This window comes from Mycobacterium timonense (assembly GCF_025821985.1).
GTDB classification, from domain to species: domain Bacteria; phylum Actinomycetota; class Actinomycetes; order Mycobacteriales; family Mycobacteriaceae; genus Mycobacterium; species Mycobacterium avium.
This window is the reverse complement of the sequence record NZ_JACKSY010000080.1, coordinates 1-23,157: the sequence shown is the minus strand read 5'-3', so window position 1 is coordinate 23,157 and position 23,157 is coordinate 1. Positions and strand designations below refer to the sequence as shown.

The 23,157-nt window shown below is 70.0% G+C and carries 17 protein-coding genes and 1 pseudogene; 9 read left to right on the top strand and 9 right to left on the bottom strand.

The genetic code is table 11. The annotated features are described in order from the left end of the window. Positions 1–122: 122 nt before the first annotated feature. Complete coding sequence (locus H7I87_RS18920) at positions 123–1,166, top strand: NAD(P)H-dependent amine dehydrogenase family protein (protein ID WP_011724113.1); 1,044 nt, start codon at positions 123–125, stop codon at positions 1,164–1,166. 73 nt (positions 1,167–1,239) lie between these two features. Here H7I87_RS18920 and H7I87_RS18915 read toward each other — a convergent pair whose 3' ends face one another. After that, positions 1,240–1,848, bottom strand: coding sequence for an LppP/LprE family lipoprotein (locus H7I87_RS18915; RefSeq protein WP_023861279.1), 609 nt, complete (start codon positions 1,846–1,848; stop codon positions 1,240–1,242). A gap of 99 nt (positions 1,849–1,947) precedes the next feature. On the opposite strand from H7I87_RS18915, the gene H7I87_RS18910 reads away from it, so the two are divergent. Both H7I87_RS18910 and H7I87_RS18905 read left to right on the top strand, forming a co-directional pair. Then, positions 1,948–3,648: a DEAD/DEAH box helicase gene (locus H7I87_RS18910; protein ID WP_023863521.1), complete on the top strand. Its 1,701-nt coding sequence runs from the start codon at positions 1,948–1,950 to the stop codon at positions 3,646–3,648. Continuing rightward, the gene (locus tag H7I87_RS18905) at positions 3,645–4,784 is read left to right on the top strand and encodes an acyltransferase family protein (protein WP_023861280.1); all 1,140 of its coding nucleotides are present in this window, start codon (positions 3,645–3,647) and stop codon (positions 4,782–4,784) included. Before H7I87_RS18910 ends, H7I87_RS18905 begins: the two co-directional genes overlap by 4 nt. Before the next feature lie 188 nt (positions 4,785–4,972). On the opposite strand, the gene H7I87_RS18900 is transcribed toward H7I87_RS18905, so the two are convergent. From H7I87_RS18900 to tap, 4 genes are all read right to left on the bottom strand, one after another. After that, positions 4,973–5,566 (bottom strand): TetR/AcrR family transcriptional regulator, encoded by a 594-nt coding sequence (locus tag H7I87_RS18900; RefSeq protein WP_023861281.1) that lies wholly within the window; start codon positions 5,564–5,566, stop codon positions 4,973–4,975. Continuing rightward, the gene (locus H7I87_RS18895; RefSeq protein WP_031343959.1) at positions 5,566–6,807 is read right to left on the bottom strand and encodes a cytochrome P450; all 1,242 of its coding nucleotides are present in this window, start codon (positions 6,805–6,807) and stop codon (positions 5,566–5,568) included. The genes H7I87_RS18900 and H7I87_RS18895 overlap by 1 nt, the downstream gene beginning before the upstream one ends. Before the next feature lie 127 nt (positions 6,808–6,934). Next, a complete protein-coding gene (locus tag H7I87_RS18890; RefSeq protein ID WP_023861283.1) occupies positions 6,935–8,302 on the bottom strand; it encodes an FAD-binding oxidoreductase in 1,368 nt (455 codons plus the stop codon). A gap of 20 nt (positions 8,303–8,322) precedes the next feature. After that, a complete protein-coding gene (gene tap, locus H7I87_RS18885) occupies positions 8,323–9,570 on the bottom strand; it encodes a multidrug efflux MFS transporter Tap (RefSeq protein WP_023861284.1) in 1,248 nt (415 codons plus the stop codon). Positions 9,571–9,642: 72 nt separating this feature from the next. On the opposite strand from tap, the gene H7I87_RS18880 reads away from it, so the two are divergent. The 3 genes from H7I87_RS18880 to H7I87_RS18870 are packed head-to-tail and all read left to right on the top strand — an operon-like array spanning position 9,643 to position 12,692. After that, complete coding sequence (locus H7I87_RS18880; RefSeq protein ID WP_011724119.1) at positions 9,643–10,470, top strand: uracil-DNA glycosylase; 828 nt, start codon at positions 9,643–9,645, stop codon at positions 10,468–10,470. 6 nt (positions 10,471–10,476) lie between these two features. Further along, positions 10,477–11,604, top strand: coding sequence for an FAD-binding protein (locus H7I87_RS18875; RefSeq protein WP_011724120.1), 1,128 nt, complete (start codon positions 10,477–10,479; stop codon positions 11,602–11,604). Positions 11,605–11,660: 56 nt separating this feature from the next. After that, entirely contained in the window at positions 11,661–12,692 is a 1,032-nt protein-coding gene (locus H7I87_RS18870; RefSeq protein WP_011724121.1) for an LLM class flavin-dependent oxidoreductase, read from the top strand. A gap of 13 nt (positions 12,693–12,705) precedes the next feature. Here H7I87_RS18870 and H7I87_RS29025 read toward each other — a convergent pair. Both H7I87_RS29025 and H7I87_RS18855 read right to left on the bottom strand, forming a co-directional pair. Then, a pseudogene (locus H7I87_RS29025) lies at positions 12,706–16,619 on the bottom strand (diguanylate cyclase domain-containing protein). A gap of 131 nt (positions 16,620–16,750) precedes the next feature. Beyond that, positions 16,751–17,185 (bottom strand): HIT family protein, encoded by a 435-nt coding sequence (locus H7I87_RS18855; RefSeq protein WP_003875571.1) that lies wholly within the window; start codon positions 17,183–17,185, stop codon positions 16,751–16,753. An 82-nt stretch (positions 17,186–17,267) separates the two neighbouring features. Here H7I87_RS18855 and H7I87_RS18850 point away from each other — a divergent pair, with 82 nt between their 5' ends. Beyond that, positions 17,268–18,653, top strand: coding sequence for an amidase (locus H7I87_RS18850; protein WP_011724125.1), 1,386 nt, complete (start codon positions 17,268–17,270; stop codon positions 18,651–18,653). On the opposite strand, the gene H7I87_RS18845 is transcribed toward H7I87_RS18850, so the two are convergent. Further along, positions 18,650–19,147, bottom strand: coding sequence for a DNA-deoxyinosine glycosylase (locus H7I87_RS18845; RefSeq protein WP_023861285.1), 498 nt, complete (start codon positions 19,145–19,147; stop codon positions 18,650–18,652). The genes H7I87_RS18850 and H7I87_RS18845 overlap by 4 nt on opposite strands. Between H7I87_RS18845 and H7I87_RS18840 the strand changes: the two genes are divergently transcribed. Beyond that, positions 19,146–20,303 carry an adenylate/guanylate cyclase domain-containing protein gene (locus H7I87_RS18840; RefSeq protein WP_083071641.1) on the top strand — a complete coding sequence of 386 codons (1,158 nt, stop codon included), beginning with the start codon at positions 19,146–19,148 and terminating at the stop codon, positions 20,301–20,303. The genes H7I87_RS18845 and H7I87_RS18840 overlap by 2 nt on opposite strands. A 289-nt stretch (positions 20,304–20,592) precedes the next feature. After that, positions 20,593–21,168: an ATP-binding transcription factor AbmR gene (gene abmR, locus H7I87_RS18835; RefSeq protein WP_019731994.1), complete on the top strand. Its 576-nt coding sequence runs from the start codon at positions 20,593–20,595 to the stop codon at positions 21,166–21,168. A 45-nt stretch (positions 21,169–21,213) separates the two neighbouring features. On the opposite strand, the gene H7I87_RS18830 is transcribed toward abmR, so the two are convergent. After that, a complete protein-coding gene (locus tag H7I87_RS18830; protein WP_019731993.1) occupies positions 21,214–23,028 on the bottom strand; it encodes a serine/threonine-protein kinase PknH/PknJ in 1,815 nt (604 codons plus the stop codon). Positions 23,029–23,157: the final 129 nt, after the last annotated feature.

Sequence of the window (23,157 nt, the reverse complement as noted above, 5' to 3'; positions counted from 1 at the left end):
CCGAGGGCGTCGCCGGCCTGATCGCCTCCAAGACGCGACCCGTCCCTTCGGCGAAGTAGACGCCGAGATGCCACACCCGGTTCGTATGCCGAGCGTGGGCGATCTAATCGAAAGGTAAGTATGTGACAAAGAAATTGCGCGTCATCCAGTGGACCACCGGCAAGGTCGGCAAGCTGAGCCTGCGGGGCGTGCTGGACGATCCGCGGCTGGAACTCGTTGGTGTCTACGCATTTTCGGAGGAGAAGGCAGGCTCGGATGCGGGTGCGCTGTGTGGCCGTCCCGATACCGGGGTGTTGGCCACCACCGACATCGACGCGCTGCTCGCGTTGAAAGCGGACACCGTTATCTACACCCCGTTCATGGCCGACATCGACCAGGTAGTGCGTCTGCTCGAAAGTGGGCTCGACGTGATCAGCACCAACCTATTTCTCAATGTCGGCGGCATCCAGGGCGAGACAAAGCAGCGGCTGGCGGCGGCGTGCCAACGTGGGGGCAGCTCGCTCTACATCACCGGGGTCAACCCGGGGTGGATCAACACCATGGTCACGGCGATGACCGCGGTCTGCCGTCACGTCGAGATGGTGTCGGTTTCCGAGTCTGCCGACGTGTCGGTCTACGAGTCGCCCGAAACCTGGCAGTCGCAAGGCTTTTCACTGTCCGAGGCGCCGCCCGCCGTGATCGAGACGGCCAAGATGTGGCTGAGCACGTTTCGCGATTCGGTCCAGCGGATGGCGGTAGCGCTGGGCTTCGAGCTCGACGACATGGAATTCTTCATCGAGCACGCCACCGCGTCGGAGCGAGTCCATCTCGGCTGGTGGGTCATCGAGAAAGACACCATCGCCGCGATGCGGGCCGGCTGGAACGGCAAAGTCAACGGCAAGACGGTGGTGCAATCGAACGTCGCCTGGTACATGACCACACTGCTGAACGAGGGATGGCAGTTCGACGACGACCACTATCACGTCGTCATCAAAGGCGAGCCCGGCGTCGACACCCGGATTCGCTTCCTGCCGCCCGACAGCTGGGGCAACCACGAATGGGACACCATGACAGCGATGCCCGCGGTTAGCGCTGCCGTCGACGTCGCCGCCGCGCCGGCCGGTATCTTGACCCTCAAGGACGTCGGGCTGCCGTGCGCGCCCGCCGGTTTATGGCTCGAGGGCTGAAGCATCTCCATGCACGGCACTTCAGCGCCGGGGCGCCGACACCGCCGCGGTGCCGGGCGGGCGTGCCCCGGGGTCAGTGCGCGGGGGTGTTGCCGATCAGCTCGACGGCGTTGCCGTTCCAGTGGAACTTCACGTCGGTGCTCAGGCCGGAAAGCCCGCCCGGGTAGGTCAGCGCCACCGTGTCACCGGTGGTCTGGGCCGGGTCGATGCCGTTGAACCCGTAGGTGTCGGGCACCCCCTGCGGGATGAATTGGCCGAGGTGGAACAGCACCGCCCGGGTGCTCGGGCTGATCGCGTTGGTGTTGGCCTTGACGATCACCGCCGACAGCTGCGCGCACTGGTTGTAGTTGCCGGCCAGCGGCTCGGGGTTCCACGGCTGCTGGCTGCGCGGGTCGCGCGGCAGCTCGGAGACCACTTTCGCGATGGTCGGTGCGGCGAGGTTGACCGCGCACGGGTCGGCCGGCTGCCCGCCGCCGGGCTGCGCGGCGGCCGCCGACGGCGTGGCCGGCGCGGTGATCGACGGGGTCTCCGACGTTGTGCGGGCCTGCGGCGTCTTGGCGACGGTGGAGTCCCCGGCACCGCATCCGGTCAGCGTGACGGCGATCAAAGCGACAGCGGCCGAGCCGGTCAGCGGCTCGGTACGACACGGTGGCGACCACACATCGACGCACCGTACCGTCATCGCGGCCGCGGGTGTGGCAGGCGTGGCCGGGCGTCGCTCGGCTGTGCCCACGATCATGGGCCGCGCCGGGCGCGGCGCGACCACTAGACTCCATGGGCGATGACCCTCTCGGACAGCTCGACTGAGGCTGCCTCCTCGACGTTTGCCGACCTGCAGATCCATCCCTCGGTTTTGCGGGCGATCGCCGACGTCGGCTACGAGACACCCACCGGCATCCAGGCCGCGACCATCCCGGCGTTGATGGCGGGTTCGGACGTCGTCGGGCTGGCCCAGACCGGCACCGGCAAGACGGCCGCGTTCGCGATCCCGATCCTGTCCAAGATCGACGTCGCCAGCACCGCCACCCAGGCGCTGGTGCTGGCGCCCACCCGGGAGCTGGCGTTGCAGGTGGCCGAGGCGTTCAGCCGCTACGGCGCGCATCTGCCGAAGATCAACGTGCTGCCGATCTACGGCGGCTCCTCCTACGCCGTGCAGCTGGCCGGATTGAAACGCGGCGCCCACGTGGTGGTCGGCACGCCGGGCCGGGTGATCGACCACCTCGAGCGCGGCACGCTGGACCTGTCGCACGTCGACTACCTGGTGCTCGACGAGGCCGACGAGATGCTCACCATGGGATTTGCCGAAGAGGTCGACCGCATCCTGTCCGAGACCCCGGAATACAAGCAGGTCGCGCTGTTCTCGGCGACCATGCCGCCCGCCATCCGCAAGCTCACCGCCAAGTATCTGCACGACCCCCTCGAGGTCAGCACCAAAGCGAAAACCACGACCGCCGAGAACATTTCGCAGCGCTACATCCAGGTCGCCGGCCCGCGCAAAATGGACGCGCTGACCCGGGTGCTGGAGGTCGAGCCGTTCGAGGCGATGATCGTTTTCGTCCGGACCAAACAGGCCACCGAGGAGGTCGCCGAACGGCTCAGGGCGCGCGGCTTCTCGGCGGCCGCGATCAACGGGGACATCCCGCAGGGCCAGCGTGAGCGGACCGTCGCCGCCCTCAAGGACGGCGGCATCGACATCCTGGTCGCCACCGACGTGGCCGCCCGAGGCCTGGACGTCGAACGGATCTCACACGTGCTCAACTACGACATCCCGCACGACACCGAGTCCTACGTGCACCGGATCGGGCGCACCGGCCGGGCGGGACGCTCGGGAACCGCGCTGCTGTTCGTCTCCCCGCGAGAACGCCACCTGCTCAAGGCCATTGAGAAGGCGACCCGCCAGCCGCTCACCGAAGCCGAGCTGCCCACCGTCGAGGACGTCAACGCCCAGCGGGTGGCCAAGTTCGCCGACTCCATCACCGCCGCGCTCGGCGCTCCCGGCATCGATCTGTTCCGCAAGTTGGTTCAGGACTACGAACGCGAGCACGACGTCCCGATGGCCGATATCGCCGCCGCGCTGGCCGTGCAGTCACGCGACGGCGAGGAGTTCCTGATGGCGCCCGAACCGCCGCGGGAGCGACGCGAACGGCACACCGAACGGCGCGAGCGCACCGAGAAACCCAGGAGCACAAGGCCGTTGGCCACCTACCGCATCGCGGTGGGCAAACGGCACAAGATCGGTCCGGGCGCGATCGTGGGCGCCATCGCCAACGAGGGCGGGCTGCATCGCAGCGATTTCGGCCACATCGCCATCGGACCCGACTTCTCGCTGGTGGAGTTGCCGGCCAAGCTGCCCAAGTCGACGCTGAAAAGGCTTGAGCAGACCCGAATCTCCGGAGTGCTGATCAACCTCCAGCCGGACCGGGCGGCGGCCAAGGCGCGCGGTCGGGACGGCGGGAAACCACGCAGGAAATACGGCGGATGACGCTGTCGGAAGAACAAGACGCCCAGGGCGGGCTCGAGCAGACCTCTCGCGTCGACCGCGTCGCCTCGCTGACCGGGGTCCGTGCGGTCGCCGCGCTGCTCGTCGTCGGCACCCACGCGGCCTACACCACCGGCAAGTACACGCACGGGTATTGGGGGCTGGTCGGTTCCCGGATGGAGATCGGGGTGCCCATCTTCTTCGTGCTCTCCGGCTACCTGCTGTTCCGGCCGTGGGTGAAGTCCGCGGCCACCGGCGGCCCACCGCCGTCGCTGAGTCGCTATGCGTGGCACCGGGTTCGGCGCATCATGCCCCCCTACGTCATCACGGTGCTGTTCGCCTACGTGCTGTACCACTTCCGCGAGGCTGGTCCCAACCCCGGGCACAGCTGGCTGGGTCTGGCGCGCAACCTGACGCTCACCCAGATCTACTGCAACGGCTACCTGGGCAAGTATCTGCATCAGGGGCTGACCCAGATGTGGAGCCTGGCCGTGGAGGCGTCCTTCTACGTCATCCTGCCGCTGCTGGCCTACCTGCTGCTGGTGCTGGTCTGCCGGCGGCAGTGGCAGCCGAAGCTGGTGCTGGGCGCGCTGGCAGGGCTGGCGTTGATCAGCCCCGCGTGGCTGGTGCTGGTGCACACCGATCACTGGTTTCCCGACGGCGCCCGGCTGTGGCTGCCCACCTACTTGGCCTGGTTCCTGGCCGGCATGATGCTGACGGTGCTGCAGGAAATGGGCGCGCGCGCCTACGGTTTCGTGGCCATCCCGCTGGCGGTGGTCAGTTATTTCATCGTCTCCACCCCGATCGCCGGCGCGCCCACGACGTCACCGGCCACGCTGAGCGAGGCGTTGTCCAAGACCTGCTTCTACGCCGTGATCGCCGCCCTCGCCGTGGCGCCGCTGGCGCTGGGCGATCACGGGTGGTATTCGCGGCTGCTGGCCAGCCGCCCGATGGTGTGGCTGGGGGAGATCTCCTACGAGATCTTCCTGATCCATTTGATCACCATGGAATTCGCGATGGACTATATCGTCGGCGCCCGCGTCTACACCGGCTCGATGCTGAACCTGTTCGTCGCGACGCTGGTCCTGACGATCCCGTTGGCGTGGCTGCTGCACCGGTTCACCCGGGTGCGCGACTGAGCCGGCAGGCGCCCGCCGTCGCGCACCCTTCGTCACATGGGCCGCAGCGGCCTCTCCGAGAGCGGACAGGCGATGTGCCCGCCTCACAGCGACAACTCGGTTACGGGTGCGGGCGCACCAACAGGTTGTCGCTCAGAGGCGGGCACTTCGAACACCGGCTGCGGGCCGGCCCGACGCGACCTGCGGGCTTAGCCGCGGGCGGACACCGGCGTCACGATCGGGACGACGAACTCTTCGATCATCGCCCGCTCGTCGGCCTCGTCGTGTCCGGGAAACAGCAGCAGCGACGTGATCACCCGGACCACCCAGCGTGCCCGGCGCTCGACGACGGCGGGCTCTTCCGGGCCCAGCGAGCCGACGAACGCGGCGGCCAGGGCGGTGATCACCTCGGAGTGTTCGGCCAGCTCGCCGGCGATGGGCGGGCGGGTGACGGCGAACCACGACGCCAGCGCGGGGTTGCCGCGGACCATCCGCAAGGTGGTGGTGATGCTCGCGGTCAGCCGCTGGCGGGGCTCGTCGATGCCGTCGATCTGTTCCATGATCGCCCGGCCCAGCCGGTTGGCCTCGCGGTGCACATACGCGGTGCGCAGCGCCTCCCGGTTCTCGAAGTACCGGTACAGTGTGGCGCGGGAACACCCTGCGGCCCTGGCGATTTCGTTCATGCCGATGGATTCCGAATCGCGCTGGGTGTAGAGCTCCTGGGCCGCGTCGAGGATCCGGTCGATGGCGGCCTCGTTGCGGTGTCCGGAAAGCCAGTCGGTGCTCCTGCGCGCGCCGGGCATCAGGACTTCACCCGGATCGGCACCGACAGCGGTCGCCGGACGTAGTTGCCGCCGGCCCACACGATGCCCGACTCGTCCACCTCGAAGTCGGGGCAGCGGGCCAGCAGCTCGGTCAGCGCGACCCGCGACTGCATCCGCGCGGCGGCCGCGCCCAGGCAGTGGTGCGCGCCGTGGCTGAACGTGAGGATGTTGCGCGGGCAGCGGGCGACGTCGAGTTCGCCGGCGTCGGGCCCGTACTGGCGTTCGTCGCGGTTGGCCGACCCGTACAGCAGCAGCACCCGGCGCCCGGCCGGGATGGTGGTCCGGCCGATCGTCACGTCCCGGGTGGTGGTGCGGGCCAGCCCCTGCACCGGCGAGGTCAGCCGCAGCAGCTCCTCGACGGCGTCGGGGATCAGCTCCGGCTCGTCGACCAGCCGCTGCCTTTGGTCGGGCCGCTGGTGCAGCACAGGCATTGACCCGCCCAGCATTCCGGTGGTGGTGTCGTTGCCGCCGGTGACCATGGTGAACGTGAAGGCCAGCACCGACAGGGTGCCGGCGATGTCGCCGTCGGCGCCCACCCCGGCGGACACCAGATGCGAGATGGTGTCGTCCTCGGGGTCGGTCCGGCGCCGCTCGATCAGCCCGGTGAAGTAGGCCATCATCGACGTGACCGCATCGCCCGCACTGCCCAGCGCGCCGGCGACACCGCCGTCGGCCGTGTTGGCCGCCACGATGGCCTCGGTCCAGCCGTCGAATTGTGCCCGATCTTCCTCGGGCACACCGAGATAGTGGGCGACGACCATCGACGGCAGCGGTTTGAACAGCTCGGCGACGATGTCCCCGCCGCCGGCCGCGCGCAGCCGCTCGATGCGCTCGACCACGAAATCGCGCACCTTGGGCTCCACCGCCTCGACCTGCCGCGGCGTGAAGCCGCGCGACACCAGCTTGCGAAACTCGGTGTGCACCGGCGGGTCCTGCATCACGAACGGCGGATTGTCTTGCAGCCCAATGAGTTCCAGGTCGTCATAGTTGACCGTCAAACCCTTCGCCGAGGAGAAGGTTTCGTGGTCGCGGGCCGCGGCCCACACGTCGGCGTGCCGGGACAGCACGTAGTAGTCGTGCTCCGGGCGCTTGGGCGGGACGACGTGGTGCACCGGGTCATGGTCACGCAGCGCGCGGTACATCGGCCACGGGTCGGCCCAGGTGTCGGCGTTGGGCAACTCGAACGCCACCGGCACGTTGTGAGACACAGTCGATGTCATGTCTCATTCGTACGACAGTTACGGGCGCTGTGTCAACCCCGCCGTGGCCTCCCGTCACGCTGGCGTGACGCTCGGCGGGCGAACCCACGCTGGCGTGACGCTCGGCGCCAACTTGGCAACAAACAGCTCAGATCGCCGAGCCGGGGTTCAAGATGCCCTGCGGGTCCAGCGCCTGCTTGATCCGCCGGTTGAGGTCCATCACCTCGGGCCCCAGGTAGCCGGCCAGCCAGGGCCGCTTCAGCCGGCCGACGCCGTGCTCGCCGGTAATGGTGCCGCCCAGGCCGACGGCCAGGTCCATGATCTCGCCGAACGCCAGGTGTGCACGCTCGGTCATGTCGGCATCGGCGGGGTCGTAGACGATCAACGGGTGGGTGTTGCCGTCGCCGGCGTGGGCGATCACCGAGATCATCAGGTCACGTTCGGCGGCGATGGCCGCGATCCCGGTGACCAGCCGGCCCAGCGCCGGAAGCGGCACCCCGACGTCTTCGAGCAGCAACGACCCCTTGGCCTCCACGGCCGGAATGCAGAACCGGCGGGCGACGACGAACGCCTCGCCCTCGTCCGGGTCGTCGGTCGAAAACACTTCCGTCGCAGCGTTTTCCGCGAACACCTTGGCCATGATCTCGGCGTCCTCGCTGCCGGCGCGGCCACGCTCGTCGGACCCGGCCACCAGCATCGCGGCCGCGCCGCGGTCCAGGTCCATCCGCAGGGTGTCCTCGACGGCGTTGATCGCGACGGAGTCCATGAACTCCAGCATCGACGGGCGCAGCCGCCCGGTGACGCCGAGCACCGCGCCGACCGCATCCTCGACCGTGGCGAAGCTGGCCACCACGACGCTGGAGGTGTTCTGCTTGGGCACCAGCCGCAGCGTCACCTCGGTGATGACGCCCAGGGTGCCCTCGCTGCCGACGAACAGCTTCGTCAACGACAGCCCCGCGACGTCCTTGAGCCGCGGCCCGCCGAGCCGAACGGCGGTGCCGTCGGCCAGCACCACCTGCATGCCCAGCACGTAGTCGGTGGTCACGCCGTACTTCACGCAGCACAGGCCACCGGCGTTGGTGGCGATGTTGCCGCCGATGCTGCAGATCTCGAACGACGACGGGTCCGGCGGATACCACAGGCCGTGCTCGGCGGCCGCCTTCTTCACCTCGGCGTTGAACAGCCCCGGCTGGCAGACCGCCGTGCGGGTCACCGGGTCGACGGTGATGTCGCGCATCTTCTCCGTCGAGAGCACGATGCCGTTGTCCAGGGCGGTCGCACCGCCGGACAGGCCGCTGCCCGCGCCGCGGGTGACCACCGGGACACCGTGCGCGCTCGCCCAGCGCAGCACGGTCTGCACCTCCTCGGTGCGCCGCGGCCGCACCACGGCCAGCGGTTTTCCGGCCGACGGGTCGAACGCGCGGTCCTGGCGGTAGCCCTCGGTCACCGTCGGGTCGGTGACCACAGTCCCGTCGGGCAGGTCGGCGATCAGGCTGGCCAAGGCTTCGGAGCTCACCGCCCGATCCTAAGCCCGCCTCACGCACCCGGGTCGTCGGCGAACTGCGGTGCCCGGTCCAGTTCGCGCAGCGACGGCAGGCCGCAGGCCACGACACCGATCGCCAGGATCGGCACCGCCAAGGTCAAAAAGGTGGCCTTCAGGCCGGCGGCGTCGGCCAGTGGGCCGGCGACCAGCAGGCCCAGCGGCCCCGCCGCGTAGGTCAATCCGGCCATCACCCCGACCACCCGGCCCCGCAGGTGATGCGGCGCCCGGGTCTGCATGACGAAGTTATAGATCGGCTGGATCGGGCCGTACACCACGCCGGTGACGGCGCACAGCCCCAGGATCACGGGCAACGGCGGCAGCACCGCGATACCGGCCGTCGTCGCCCCGAAGGTGAGCGTCGCCGTCAGCACCGCCGTCCGCCGCCGCAGCCGTGCTGACAGCACGGCATAGCCCAGCGCGCCCGCCACCCCGCCCAGCGCCAGCGCCATCAGCGCCCAACCCAACTGGGCCGGCTGGTGCTGGTCGGCGAAATACTTGGGGAACAACACGCTTTCCATCGGCAGATACAGCGCGGTCACGGCCAGGTCGATCAGCCCCAGCGTGCGCATCACCCGCAGGTTCCAGACGAACCGCACGCCCTCGGCGATGCCGGTCACCAGCCCGACCGGGCGGGTCGCCCGCGGCGGTTTGCCCGCACCTTCGAGTCGTAGCGCCCCAATTGCCAAGAAGGACAAGGCGAAACAACCCGCCGTCACCCACATCGTGTTGATGCCGCCCAGCGTGGCGATCAGCAAGCCGCCCAGCCCCGGGCCCACGATGAAAGCCAGGTTCAGCATCGCCTCGTAGCTGCTGTTGGTGCGGTCCAGCGACCAGCCGGCCCGCGCGGCGGCCTCGGGCAGCATGGACTGGCGCGCCGTCATCGCGGCCGGGTCGAAAGCGGCCGCGCAGAAGGCCAATACGGCCAGCTCGGCGACGTCGATGGCCGCGGCGCCGAAGATCCAGGCGGTCAGCGGCACCGCCGTAACCGCCGCACCGGACAGCCAATCGCAGACCAGCGACACCCGGCGGCGCCCGAAGAAGTCGACCGCGGTGCCCGCGATCAATGTGGCGAGCACCAAGGGCAGGGTCATGGCCGCGGCCACGATCGACGCGTCGGTGGCGCTGTGCCGGTGCTGCAACGCCAGCCACGGGAAAGCGACGATCGATATGCCGGTGCCCGCCGTCGCAAGCAGCGTTGCGAACAAGATCAAAAGGGCCGGGCCGCGGCTCGTGTCAGGCATGGGGATCGCGGGGAGAATGTAACCGCATACCCTGGGCGGCGGCCACTGAATTTCGTTGGTGGCCGGCCGCGAATGCAGGATGTTGGTGTGCTCGAGCATCCGCGTACCGGCCAGGCGTTCGACTCGCCGGTGCCGGCCGGTAGCGGATGGCCGGGGGATCCGGCCACCCCGCAGACCCCGGTCGCCGCCGATGCCGATCAGGTGATCGCGTTGGCCCGCCACGCCGGCGCGATTCCCGAACTCGACGCGCTGGTCAGCGTGTGCCGGGCCTGCCCGCGGCTGGTCGAGTGGCGCGAGGAGGTCGCGGTGGTCAAACGCCGCGCCTTCGCCGACCAACCGTATTGGGGCCGGCCGGTGCCCAGCTGGGGATCGGCGCGGCCCCGGCTGCTGATCGTCGGGTTGGCGCCCGCCGCGCACGGCGCCAACCGGACCGGCCGGATGTTCACCGGCGACCGCTCGGGCGACCAGTTGTACGCGGCGCTGTACCGGGCCGGTCTGGTGAACCAGCCGACCAGTGTCGACGCGGCGGATGGGTTGCGCACCAAGCACATTCGCATCGTCGCGCCGGTGCACTGTGCCCCGCCGGCCAATGCCCCGACGCCCGTCGAGCGGGACACCTGCTGGCCCTGGCTGCAGGCCGAATGGCGGCTGATCTCCGAGCATGTCCGGGTGGTGGTGGCCCTGGGCGGCTTCGGCTGGCAGATCGCGCTGCGGCTACCGGGCGTGCCGGCCGCGCGCAAGCCCCGGTTCGGGCACGGCGTCGTCGCCGAGCTGGCGCCCGGTGTGCGGCTGCTCGGCTGCTACCACCCCAGCCAGCAGAACATGTTCACCGGTAGGTTGACACCAGCAATGCTCGACGACGTCTTCCGCGACGCAAAAGGACTGGCGGGGATCAAGTGAGTTGTCATGTCTGACGTGCTGGTGTCCGGTGCCAGCGTGGCCGGTACGGCGGCGGCCTTTTGGCTTGGGCGCCATGGCCATTCGGTGACCGTGGTAGAGCGCCATCGCGGGCCGCGGCCGGGTGGTCAGGCCATCGACGTGCGCGGGCCGGCGCTGGGCGTGCTGGAGCGCATGGGGCTGCTGGCCGCCGCGGCGAAGCGCAGGACCCAGATCCGGGGCTCCTCGGTCGTCGACCGGGACGGCAACGAGCTGTCCCGGGACACCGAAGCCGCGATTTCTGGCCCCACCGGCGGGCCGATCGAGGGCCCCGACATCGAGTTGTTGCGCGACGACTTGGTCGAATTGCTTTACGGCGCAAGCCAATGGACCGCCGAGTACCTGTTCGACGACACCATCACCGCGCTCGACGACCGGGGCGCGGCGGTCCGCGTCAGCTTCGAGCGCGCCGCCCCGCGCGATTTCGACCTGGTGATCGGCGCGGACGGCCTGCACTCCAACGTGCGGCGCCTGGTGTTCGGGCCGGAAGACGAGTTCATCGAGCGGTTAGGCACGCACGCGGCGATCTTTACCGTGCCCAATTTCCTGGGCCTGGACTACTGGCAGATGTGGCACTACGGGGACTCCACCATGGCCGGGGTGTACAGCGCCCGCGACAACGCCGAGGCCCGGGCCATGCTGGGCTTCATGGACGCCGAGCTGCGCCTCGACTACCGCGACACCGAGGCGCAATTCGCCGAGCTGGAGCGGCGGATGGCCGGCGAGGGATGGGTGCGCCCGCAGCTGCTGGAGTACATGCGGACTGCGCCGGACTTCTACTTCGACGAAATGTCGCAGATCAAGATGGACCGCTGGTCGCGCGGCCGGGTGGCGCTGGTCGGCGACGCCGGGTACTGCTGCTCGCCGCTGTCCGGGCAGGGCACCAGCGTCGCGCTGCTGGGCGCCTACATCCTGGCCGGCGAGCTGAAGGCGGCCGGTGAGGACCATGAAGCCGGTTTCGCCAACTATCACCGCGAGTTCGCCGACTACGTCCAGCGCAACCAATGGCTGGTGGTGGACAACATCCCGGGCGGCGCGCCGATACCGCAGGAGGTGTTCGAGCGCATCGTCGCCTCGATCACGCTCAAGGACTACTGATCCTCGGGTGCCCGCGCGCCGGGAAGGTTTGCCGGCGCCGGCGCGTTGACGCCAGCGTGCGTCTTTCCGTCCTCGATCTCGTCCCGGTGCGCACCGACCAGACCACCGGCGACGCGCTGGCCGCCACCGTGGCGCTGGCGCAGGCCGCCGATCGGCTCGGTTTCACCCGCTACTGGGTAGCCGAGCACCACAACATGCCGTCGGTGGGCGCCACCAGCCCGCCGGTGCTGCTCGCGTACCTGGCCCCGCAGACCACCCGGCTGCGGCTCGGCTCGGGCGGGGTGATGCTGCCCAACCATGCGCCGCTGGCGGTGGCCGAGCAGTTCGCGCTGCTGGAGGCCGCCGCGCCGGGCCGGATCGACCTCGGCATCGGCCGGGCGCCCGGCTCCGATCCGGTCACCTCCTACGCGCTGCGCGGCGGCCGCGGCGACGAGGACATCCAGCGCTTCCCCGACTACCTCGACGACGTGGCGGCGTTGATGAGCGCGCGCGGCGTGGTGGTGCCGCTGCGCTCGGGGGACTACCGGCTCAGGGCCACCCCTGCCGCCGCCGGCGAGCCGCGGCTGTGGCTGCTGGGCTCGTCGATGTACTCCGCGCACCTGGCCGCCGCCAAGGGGTTGCCCTACGTGTTCGCCCATCACTTCTCCGGCAAGGGAACCGAGGAGGCGCTGGAGGTCTACCGGTCGCGGTTCCGGCCCAGCGCGCTGACGCCCGAGCCGCTCACCTTTTTGACGGTCAACGCCGTAGTGGCCGAAACCCGGGACGAGGCAACGGCTTTGATGCTGCCCAACCTGCAGATGATGGCGAAGCTTCGCACCGGGCAGCCGCTCGGGCCGGTGCCGCTGGTCGAGGATGCCGAACACGCCGAGCTCACCGCCGAGCAGCGGCGCATCGTGGACAGCGGGCTGCGGCGCGCGGTGTTGGGCGGCCCGGCCGAGGCCGCCGAGCAGGTTCGGGCGCTCGCCGAGCGGTTCGGTGTCGACGAGGTGATGGTGAATCCGGTGGCGTCGGCCCGCCGCGGGACCGACCCCGCCACCGCGCCGGCCCGGGTCGCGACACTGGAGCTGCTAGCCAAGGAGCTGTTCTGACTCCCGGGCGAACTCACCCCCGGGACTGGCTGGGATCCGGCGCATGGCTGGCGATCCAGGCCCGCAGCTCGTCGGGCGGCAGCGGCGGGGTGTGCACGAAGCCCTGGGTGATGTTGCAGCCGTAGCGTCGCAGCGCGTCCAGGGTGTCCTCGTTCTCGACGCCCTCGGCGACCAGGTCGGCGCCCAGGTTGTCCGCCAGCGCCACCGTGGACCGCACGATGGCGACCGAGCGTGCGTCGTGAGCCAGGCGCGCCACGAAAATGCGGTCCAGCTTCAACTCGTCGACCGAAACCTCCTGCAGGCGGGCCAGTGACGACCAGCCGGTGCCGTAGTCGTCGATCGAGATGCGAATTCCCAAGCGCTGCAACGCGGTCACGGTGTTGCGGGATCGCACCGAATCCACCAGCGCGCTCTCGGTGATCTCGAGGATGAGCGCGTCCGCGGGCAGGTCGTAGTTGGCGAGCAGTCTTTCCACGGTGCCGACGAGCTCGATGTCGAGCAGGTTGGTGGTCGACAGGTTGACCGCGACGGTGAGGCGCAGACCCTCTTCGCGCCAGGAGCGGACCTGTTGCAACGCCATGCTCAGCGTGCGGTTGGAGATCTTGCGCATCAACCCGGCGCGTTCGGCGACGGGCAGGAACTCCTCCGGCAGCAACGTCCCGCGGGTGGGATGCTGCCAGCGCAGCACGGCCTCGACGCTGTGGATGCTGCCGTCCCGCCCGTCGATCTTGGGCTGGTAGTGCAGTTTCAGCTCGTCGGTGTCGAACAACGCGGTGCGCAGTTCCTCGATGAGGTTGGTGTCGTTGTCGCGGTGGGCCTCGAACGCGGAGTCGTAGACCGCGATCTTGCTTCGCGCCGATTTGGCGTGCGCCAGCGCGGTTTCGGCGCGGCTCAACAGCTCCCGGGGATGGTCGCAGTGATCCGGACACAGCGCGATGGCGATGCGGCCGTCCACCTGGACGGTGATCGGATCCAGGGCGATCGGTTCGCTCAACGCCTCGAGCAGCCGGCCCGCCTGAGCGCTCGCGGCGGTGAGGTTGGCCCCGTCGGCCAGCAGCACGGCGAACTGGTCGTCGCCCACCCGGGCGAGCAGGTCGTCGCGACGGACGCTGCCGGCCAATCGATTCGCGATGTGGCACAGCAGCTCATCGCCGAATTGCCGGCCGATCGATTCGGTGATCTCGTGAAAGTCGCTCAGGCTCAACAACAACAGTGCGCGACGGGGGTTTGCCCGGCTCGGCATCGAACCGGCGCCGGGCGATGCCGAGGCGGGCAAACCCTGCAGGGCCGTCACCAGCTGGCGCCGGTTGGGCAGCGCGGTCAGCTCGTCGGTCATGGCGTGCCGGTCGTGGCTGTGCAGCAGGCTCACGTCGCGGAAGGTCAGCGAAAACCGCCCGGCTCCGACCACCAGGCTCAACGCCGCCAGGGTGGCGGCCGAACGCGAATGATAGGCCAGCACAATCACTCCCAGCGCCACAATGGTGGACGCCACCGGAGTGACATAGGGGCTGAAGCGGCGTCGGGCCTGCGTCGCCGTGGCGGGCGGCGGCGCCCAGCTCGCCATCGCGATGAGCACCGACGACGCGGGCCAGCACACGTCCAGCAGGGAACCGACCCGATACGATCCGGCCGCCGTCTGGAACAGGTAGGCCCCGTCGGCGACCGCGAACAAAACCAGCCCCGCCACCAGCAGCGCCCAGCGAATCTCGTTGCGCCAGCCCAAGATCGGCAGCATGCCGGCGGCCAGGGCCAGCAGCATCAGATCGCACCACGGGTAGGCCAGCCCCACCCACACCGTCTTCGGTGCGTGCACCGCCGCCTGGTGCAGCGGGCCCGCGGTCAGCGCCGCGGCCACCGCGGCCAACGTCAACGCGCACACCACCGAGTCGAGCTGGACCGCGATCGGCAGCCGCTTGAGCCGGGCCCGCATCAGCAGCAGCAATCCGGCGTAGACGAACGGGTAGTAGGCCAGATACTCCGGGTCGGCCACCGACGGTGAGCGCCCGTCGGGCACCCACACCGCGTACACGACGTCGCCCACCGCCGAGCACGCCATGCCGGCGGCGATCAGCGCCCACGCCCACCGGTCGGCCGGAATCCGGCAGGCGCGCAGCGCGATCAGCCCGGCGGCGACGGCGTTCAGCGCCGAATACAGCGCCGTCGCCGAGAAGATTCCGTGCCCGGCGTCCGGATGCGCGACGCTGGACACGCTGAAGGCGACCACCCCGATGGCCAGCATCCCGAGGGCGGCCCGAATACCCCGGGGGGCCGACGGGCGGCGTCATGCGGGGAGTGTGACGAGGTGGCCGCCGTTGCCACCTGGGGCGGCGCCGCCGGGGAGGCGCCGTTGCCCCCGGCGGCGACGGCGGCAACGGCGGTCGGTGCGGCCGAGCCGGGCGGCGGCGGGAACGCGTACGGCAGCGGCAGGTCCGGCATGAAGCTGCGAATGCATTGGCCCCCTTCGCGTTTGGCCGCATACATGGCCAGGTCGGCGTGCCGCAACAGCTGGTCGACGGTGCAGGTGGACGCGCCGGTGCACACCGTGAATCCGATGCTGGGCCGCACGGTGATCGGAATGCCGTCGATCAGGATGGCCCCGGTGAACGCCTCGAGGATGCGGTGCGCGGCCGCTTGGGATTCGTCGACGGAGGCCTCGATGACGGCCGCGAACTCGTCGCCGCCGAGCCGGGCGATGGTGCCGCTGTCGCCCAGCGCCGCGGTGAGCCGCTCGGCCACCCGGACCAGCAGCTCGTCGCCGGCGGGATGGCCCAGGGCGTCGTTGACCGCCTTGAAGTTGTCGAGGTCCAGGCACAGCACGGCGATGGGCGTGCCGTCGGGATGCCGGCGCGCGACGGCCTGTTCCAGCCGATGCACGAACAGCGCCCGGTTGGCCAGGCCGGTCAGGTTGTCGCGGAAGGCCTCCCGCGCGACCTCCGACAGCAGATTCTGGTTGTCGACCAGGACCACGAACTGCCGCGCCAGCACGGCGGCCACCAGGATTCCCAACGCGGCCAGCATGGGTTCGTGGATGGCTTTGCCCGCCGCGTGCCCCCACCCCACCGCGGCGGCCAGGATCAGCGGCAGGTAGGGCAGCCACAGCCGGGTCCGGAACTCGATCTCGTCCGGCGACCCCGGCGCCGGCTGCTCGTACACGCTGGCCAGCCCGGCCAGCGCCAAGGTGCCCACGCCGGCCACCCGGGCCAGGTCGCCGATGTCGTCGGTGTGGTAGCTGCCGATGCCGGTGTAGAAGACCATCGCGATGTCGGTGACGCTGATCGTGGCGATGCCACAGGCCAGCAGGCTGCGGCTGGGCCGGTCGCCGGGTCGCGCCCGGGACAGCATCAGGATGGCCGTGGTCATCAGCACGATGTCGTTGAAGACCTCGGCCAGCGTCGCCACCTGGGTGCCGGTGTGTTCGCGCAGCTGCGCCTCGACGACGAACACCCAGGAGATGACGAACAGCGACGTCGCGACGATGAGGCCGTCGAGCAGCAGCCGGCGGGGGCTGTGCCGGGACAGCTGGGACAGCAGCACCAACGACGTCATTGCGCCGACCGGGAACAGCAGCAAGACCATCTCGGCCGCCGCCGGGTGGGCGGCGTGTTCGAATTCGGGGCGGACGTCATAGACCGCCCAGATGATCTCGCCCACCGCCCAGCCGAGCAGCGCGGTCGTCAGCGCCAACCAGCCGTACCGGCGCCGTCCGGACGCGGCCCGGGCCGCCCGCGCGGCGCAGATCGCCGCGACGGCCAGGCACACGAACATGACGAGGTCGTCGACCGGCCGGGTGCCGTACGGGCCGCGCCACCCGCGGACCGACGAGAGCAGCACCAGCAGGGCGGCCGTGCCGTACCCGCCGGCCAGCAGCCAGCCCACGCGCGCGGGCACCCCCGACCGCCGCCACGGATTCACCGCCCAGCGCTTCATCGCCGCTCCAGCCATCCCCTAGCTGTGGTAATCGACCTCACCACGAGTTACAGGGAATTAAACCGCTGCCGACGTGCGCGGAGTGCGGCTTTGACAGGGTTGGGCGCGGCGTGCGGGCGGCCGAGGCGGGCTCAGTCCGGCTGATTGGCGTCGATGCGGGCCAGCGCCAGGCGCAGGATCTGGCCGGTGGCGTCGCGGTCGGGATCGCGGCGCAGCAGCATTCCCTTGGCCACCGACAGCTTGTCGCCGTTGCGGCGCGGCAGGACGTGCAGGTGGATGTGGAAGACCGTCTGGAAGGCGGCGCTGCCGTCGTTGATCGCGATGTTGGTGGCGTCGGCCAGCTCTGTGCTGCGGGCGGCCCGGGCGATGCGCTGGCCCAGGGTCACCATCCCGGCCAGCGTCTCCGGCGGGGTGTCGGTGAGGTCGACGCTGTGCCGCTTCGGCAGCACCAGCGTGTGGCCGCGGGTGAACGGGCGGATGTCGAGGATCGCCAGGTAGTCGTCGTCTTCGTAGATCCGGATGGCCGGAGCCTCCCCGGCGACGATCGCACAGAACACGCAGGACATGTCGCCCACGGTACTGGTTGGCCCGCGACCGCCTCGTCCCCGCCGGCGCCGGCCCGGCCGATCCGCGGGATACGCTGCGGCGGTGAACGATCTCGCCTTCGCCGGCGCGGCCGCACAAGCGCGCATGCTGGCCAACGGTGACCTGAGTGCGCCGGAGCTGCTCGAGGTGTACCTGGAGCGGATCGCGCGGCTGGACAGCCAGCTGCGCTGCTACCGCGTGGTGCTCGCCGACCGGGCCCGGCGCGAGGCCGCGGCGGCGCAGTCCCGCCTGGACGCGGGCGAGCGGCTGCCGCTGCTCGGCGTGCCGGTCGCGATCAAGGACGACGTCGACGTCGCCGGGGAGGTGACCACCTTCGGCAGCGGCGGGCACGGACCCGCGGTCAGCTCCGACGCCGAGGTGGTGCGCCGGCTGCGCGCGGCCGGCGCCGTCATCATCGGCAAAACCAATGTGCCCGAGCTGATGATGATGCCCTACACCGAGTCGCTGACGTTCGGCGCGACGCGTAACCCTTGGGATCCGCGACGCACACCGGGTGGCAGCAGCGGCGGCAGCGCCGCGGCGGTGGCGGCTGGGCTGGCGCCGCTGGCGTTGGGATCCGACGGCGGCGGCTCGATCCGCATCCCGTCGACCTGGTGCGGCCTGTTCGGGCTGAAACCGCAACGAGATCGGGTGTCGCTGGAACCCCACGACGATGCCTGGTACGGCCTGAGCGTCAACGGCCCGATCGCGCGGACGGTGATCGACGCGGCCGTGTTCCTCGACGCGACCTCCACGGTGCCCGGTCCGGAGGGGGAGTTCGTCGCGGCGGCGACCCGCGAGCCCGGCCGGCTGCGAATCGCGTTGAGCACCAAGGTTCCCACCCCACTGCCGGTGCGGGTCGGCAAGCCGGAGCTGGCGGCGGTACAGCAGGCGGGTGCGTTGCTGCGCGATCTCGGCCACGACGTCGTCACGGCCGACCCCGAGTACCCGGCCGCGGCGATCCTGGGCAACTATCTGCCCCGCTATCTGCGCGGGATCTGCGACGACGCCGACTCGCTGGCCCATCCGGAGCGGCTGGAGGCACGCACCCGCAACATGGCCCGCATGGGCTCGTTCTTCTCGGACCGCCGGATGGCGGCCATCCGGGCCGGCGAGGGCCCGCTGATCGCGCGGATTCAGGCGATCTTCGACGACGTCGACGTCGTGGTCACCCCCGGCACCGCGGCCGGCCCGTCCCGGGTGGGCGCCTATCAACGCCGCGGCGCGGTGTCCACACTGCTGCGGGTCGGGCAGTGCGTTCCCTACCAACAGATCTGGAATCTGACCGGCCAACCGGCCGCGGTGGTGCCGTGGGACTTCGACGCCGACGGCCTGCCGATGTCGGTCCAGCTGGTCGGGCGGCCCTACGACGAGGCGACCCTGTTATCGCTGTCGGCGCAGATCGAGGCCGCGCGACCGTGGGCCCTGCGCCGCCCACCGGTCTGCTAAGCGGAATTCCGCAGCACCGCCCAGGCCGCTAGTTTGGCGCCCGGCACCATCACGTGCGCCGGACTGGTCGACGGCAGCCGCTGAAAGCAAACGTGATCGGGTGCCGTGGCCAGCCGACGGTACAGCTCGGCGGCCTTGGCCCCGTTGAAGTACACCCGGGTGATCCCGGGGTGTTCGGCGAAGAACTCGCCGAAATCGTTGACCACCAAGCTGTTTGGCTCGATCGCGGAGTCGGCGCTGCCGGCCCGGCGGCACGCGTGCAGCACATCCCAGAGCGCGATTCGGTGGCGGCGCAGTTGCGCCAGCCGCCGTGGGTAGGGCGCGGCGGCGTCGAAGCCGAACAGCTCACCGGTGATCGACCAGAACGCGTTGCGCGGGTTGGCGTAATACTGGCCCGTCAGCAGCGATCGCGCGCTGGGGAACGAGCCCAGGATCAGCGTCCTGGCCCGCTCGTCGACGACCGGCGGAAAGCCCCGCAACAGCGGTGTGCTCATGACCTCACATGATGGCCTGCCCGCGTTGTACGTTGACGACGTGCACGACGGGGACGACCGGGACATCGAGGATCTGCTCGACGGTCTGCAGGGAACCGCGCGCACCGAACGCGCCGAACTGGTGAGGTGGCTGCTCGCACAGGGCATCACCGCCGAGGAGATCCGAACCACCAACCCGCCGCTGCTGCTGGCCACCCGGCACCTGATCGGCGACGACGGCACCTACGTGTCGACCCGGGAGATCAGCGAGACCTACGGCATCGATATGGCGTTGCTGCAACGGGTGCAGCGCGCCATCGGCCTGGTCCGGGTGGACGATCCCGACGCCGCCGTGCACATGCGCGCCGACGGCGAGGCCGCCGCCTTCACCCAGCGGTTCGTCGACGTGGGCCTGGACCCCGACCAGGTGGTGCTGGTCGCGCAGGTGCTCGCCGAGGGTTTGTCCCGCGCGGCGGAGGTGATGCGGTACTCGGCGCTGTCGGCGATCATGCGCCCCGGCGCCACCGAGCTCGAAATCGCCAAGGCCTCAAAGGCTTTGGTCACCCAGATCGCGCCCCTGCTCGGCCCGATGATCCAGCAGATGCTGGTCATGCAGCTGCGCCACATGATGGAGACCGAGGCGGTCAACGCCGCGGAACGGGCGGCGGGCAAACCGCTGCCGGGCGCCCGCCAGATCACCGTCGCGTTCGCCGACCTGGTCGGCTTCACCCGCATCGGTGAGGCGGTCTCACCCGAAGAGCTGGGGCAGCTGGCCAACCGGCTGGCCATCCTCGCCCGGGACGTCACGGTTCCCCCGGTCCGCTTCGTCAAGACCATCGGCGACGCGGTGATGTTCGTCTGCCCCGAGCCGCGGCCGTTGCTCGATGTGGTGCTGAAGCTGGTGGAGGCCGTCGACACCGACAACGAGTTCCCCCGGTTGCGCGCGGGAGTGGCCTCCGGGACCGCGGTCAGCCGGGCCGGCGACTGGTTCGGCAGCCCGGTCAACGTGGCCAGCCGGGTCACCGCCGTGGCCCGGCCGGGCACGGTGCTGGTCGCCGATTCGGTCTGGGACGTCATCGGCGACAACGGCGAGTTCTCCGGCTCGTTCGCCGGAGCGCGCCGGCTCAAGGGAATCAAGAACGAGGTCAAACTGTTTCGCGTCCGCCGCGGCGGCTGACCGCCCGGCGCGGCAACCTGCGCACATGGGCAGGCCCGGCGCGACTCTAGGGGGCGTCTGACTCCGTCTTACGCGTGTCCTACGCGGCCGGATTCCTACCCCGTGTTCCGGCGCTTCGAATTGGTCGCTTTCCGGGCCTGCTTCGCAACTCAAAATACGCCGTCGAACAGCCCAGATCAACGGGTTCACCGGCCCCGGTATGCAGCGGTGACCGGGCCGTGACCGGCCGTCTTTCGCTGCCGGTGAACGGCCGTTCCCTTTGCACCTGTAACGGTGTAATCATGTAATCATGAAAGCACATCACGCACACCGGCGGTACGGCCGCCCCGGCGGCTGGCAGCAGGCCCAGCAGCCCGACGCCAGCGACGCCGCGGAATGGTTCGCCGGGCGTCTCCCGGAACAGTGGTTCGACGGCGACCCGACGGTGATCGTCGACCGCGAGGAGATCACCGTCATCGGAAAGCTCCCCGCGCCGGCCGACGCCGAGAAGGAGGCGAGCGAGGCGCGCGCAGCCGGCCGGGCGTCGCGATTCCGCGAAGAGACTCGCTCCGAGCGAATGCGCATCGCCGACGAAGCCCAGGATCGCTACGGGCGCAAGGTTTCCTGGGGAGTCGAGGTCGGCTCCAAGACGGGCACCGAGCGAATTCTGTTCACCCACATCGCCGTACCCGTGATGACCCGGCTCAAGCAACCGGAACGCCAGGTGCTCGACACGCTGGTCGACGCCGGTGTCGCCCGGTCCCGCGCCGACGCGCTGGCGTGGTCGGTGAAGCTGGTCGGTGAACACGCCGAGGAGTGGCTGGCTCAACTGCGCGACGCCATGTCCGCGGTCGACGACCTGCGCGCGCAGGGCCCCGGCCTGTAGCGCGAAAAGCGCTGCACCCCAAGGGGATTCGCTGCAGGCGACCGCTTACTCGTTGTCGATCTTGGCGACGATCTTGTCGGCGATCTGATCGCCCTGATCGGTGATGCGGTATCCGCAGGCGTTGATGTCGACGATCACGTTGTTGGCAACGCTGAGCGCGCGCTGGCACTCCCAGCCGTCGGCGCCCTCCTGGGTGTCCATCAGGGTGATCTTCGGCGGGGCGCCCTGAACCTGCGCGAACGTCCACCGGTAGGTCTTGCTCTTGTTGGTCACGGTCACCGTCTGGCCCGCGCATCCTTTCCACTTCTGCAGCGAGGTCTGCAGGAAGCTCTTGGCCTTGTCGGCGGACGGAAACAGCACCACGGCCTGGTTGACCCAGTGGTCGTAGTTGTCGCCGGGCTCCGACGACACCAGTCCGTTCACCGCCGAGTAACCGCTGCCCGCATACACCGGATCCTGGGTGGTGTACAGCGCGCCCTGGCAGTCCGGCACGGACACCGTCACCGACGAGCTGTCGGTGGCGGTGATCGGTTTGCCCGGCTCCATCGTCGAGGAGCCCATCACCGCGTTGACCTCGGACGCGCTGAGCAGCAGGGCACCGAGCCGGTCGGAGGTCAGCGGTGCGGCCTGCGGGGGCTCCGGTTTGGGCCGGATCACCAGCCAGACGCCCACCCCGCCCGCGATGACGACGAGCACGGCGACGACCGCGGCGACGATCGGCCACACCCGCCGTTTGGGCGGCGGCCGGCCCCACGGCGGCGGCCCGGCGAATTGTGCTGGCGCAGCGGCCCAATTGGCGTTGCCGCCCTGGTAGTACGGCGGCCCGGGCTGCGCGGCGGCCGGGATCGGGCCGCTCTCCGGTGTCCAGCCCCGGCCAGCTTGTGACGCAGCGGAACCGGGCTGCCGGGTGTTGACGGCAGGCGGTGGCGCCAGCACCGTGCTGGCCCCGGCGTCGCGCTGCCCCGCGGCCGGCAGGGCGGCCTCTTGACTGCGCCGCAGGATGGTGGCGGCGCGGTCCTGGTCGGGGGTGGACAGCGCCTCCTTGGCGGCCAGCGCCAGATCGCCCGCGCTGGCGTAGCGATCCTGGGGCTTTTTGGCCATGCCGCGGGCGATCACCGCGTCGAAGGCCTTGGGCACCCCGGGCCGTCGCGCACTCGGCGCGGGAATGGGGTCCATCACGTGCGCCGAGACCAGCACCCCGGCGCTGTCGGCCCGATACGGCGCGGACCCGGTCAGGCACTCGAACAGCACGCATGCCAGCGCGTAGATGTCGGCCCGATAGGTGACCTCGGCGTCCGAAAACCGTTCGGGCGCCATGTATTTCCACGTCCCGACCGCCGTGCCGAGCTGGGTGAGCTTTTCATCGGTGGTGGCGCTGGCGATGCCGAAGTCGACCAGGTAGGCGAAGTCGTCGCGGGTGACCAGGATGTTTTGCGGTTTGACGTCGCGGTGCATCACCCCGGCGGCGTGGGCGGCATCCAGCGCGGAGGCGATCTGGGTGATGATGGCGACGGCGCGCGGCGGGGGCAGTGGGCCGAAGCGTTTGAGCACGCTGTCCAGGTCGGTGCCCTCGACCAGGCGCATCTCCAGAAACATCTGGCCGTCGATTTCGCCGTAGTCGTGCACGGGCACCACGTGCGGTTCCTGCAAACGACCGGCGGTGCGCGCCTCCCGCTTCATCCGCTCGCGAAACACCGGGTCGCTGCTGAAGCTTTCGTTGAGGAGTTTGACCGCCACCGTCCACTCCTTGACGGTGTGCTCGGCTTCGTAAACCTCACCCATCCCGCCGCGCCCGAGCAGCCGTTTCAGGTGGTAGGGGCCGAACATCGAGCCCACCTTCGAGGACCGCTCGTCGCTCATCGCGCATCCTTAAGTTCGTAGGTGCAGTTACTTCGTGTTGTTACGTTGTGCTGTGACCCCGGGTGGGGCGGGTGAGGCTGCATCGCTCTTGCCGGCCTGATGGTGCGGCTTGAAAGGACTGGCCGCCCG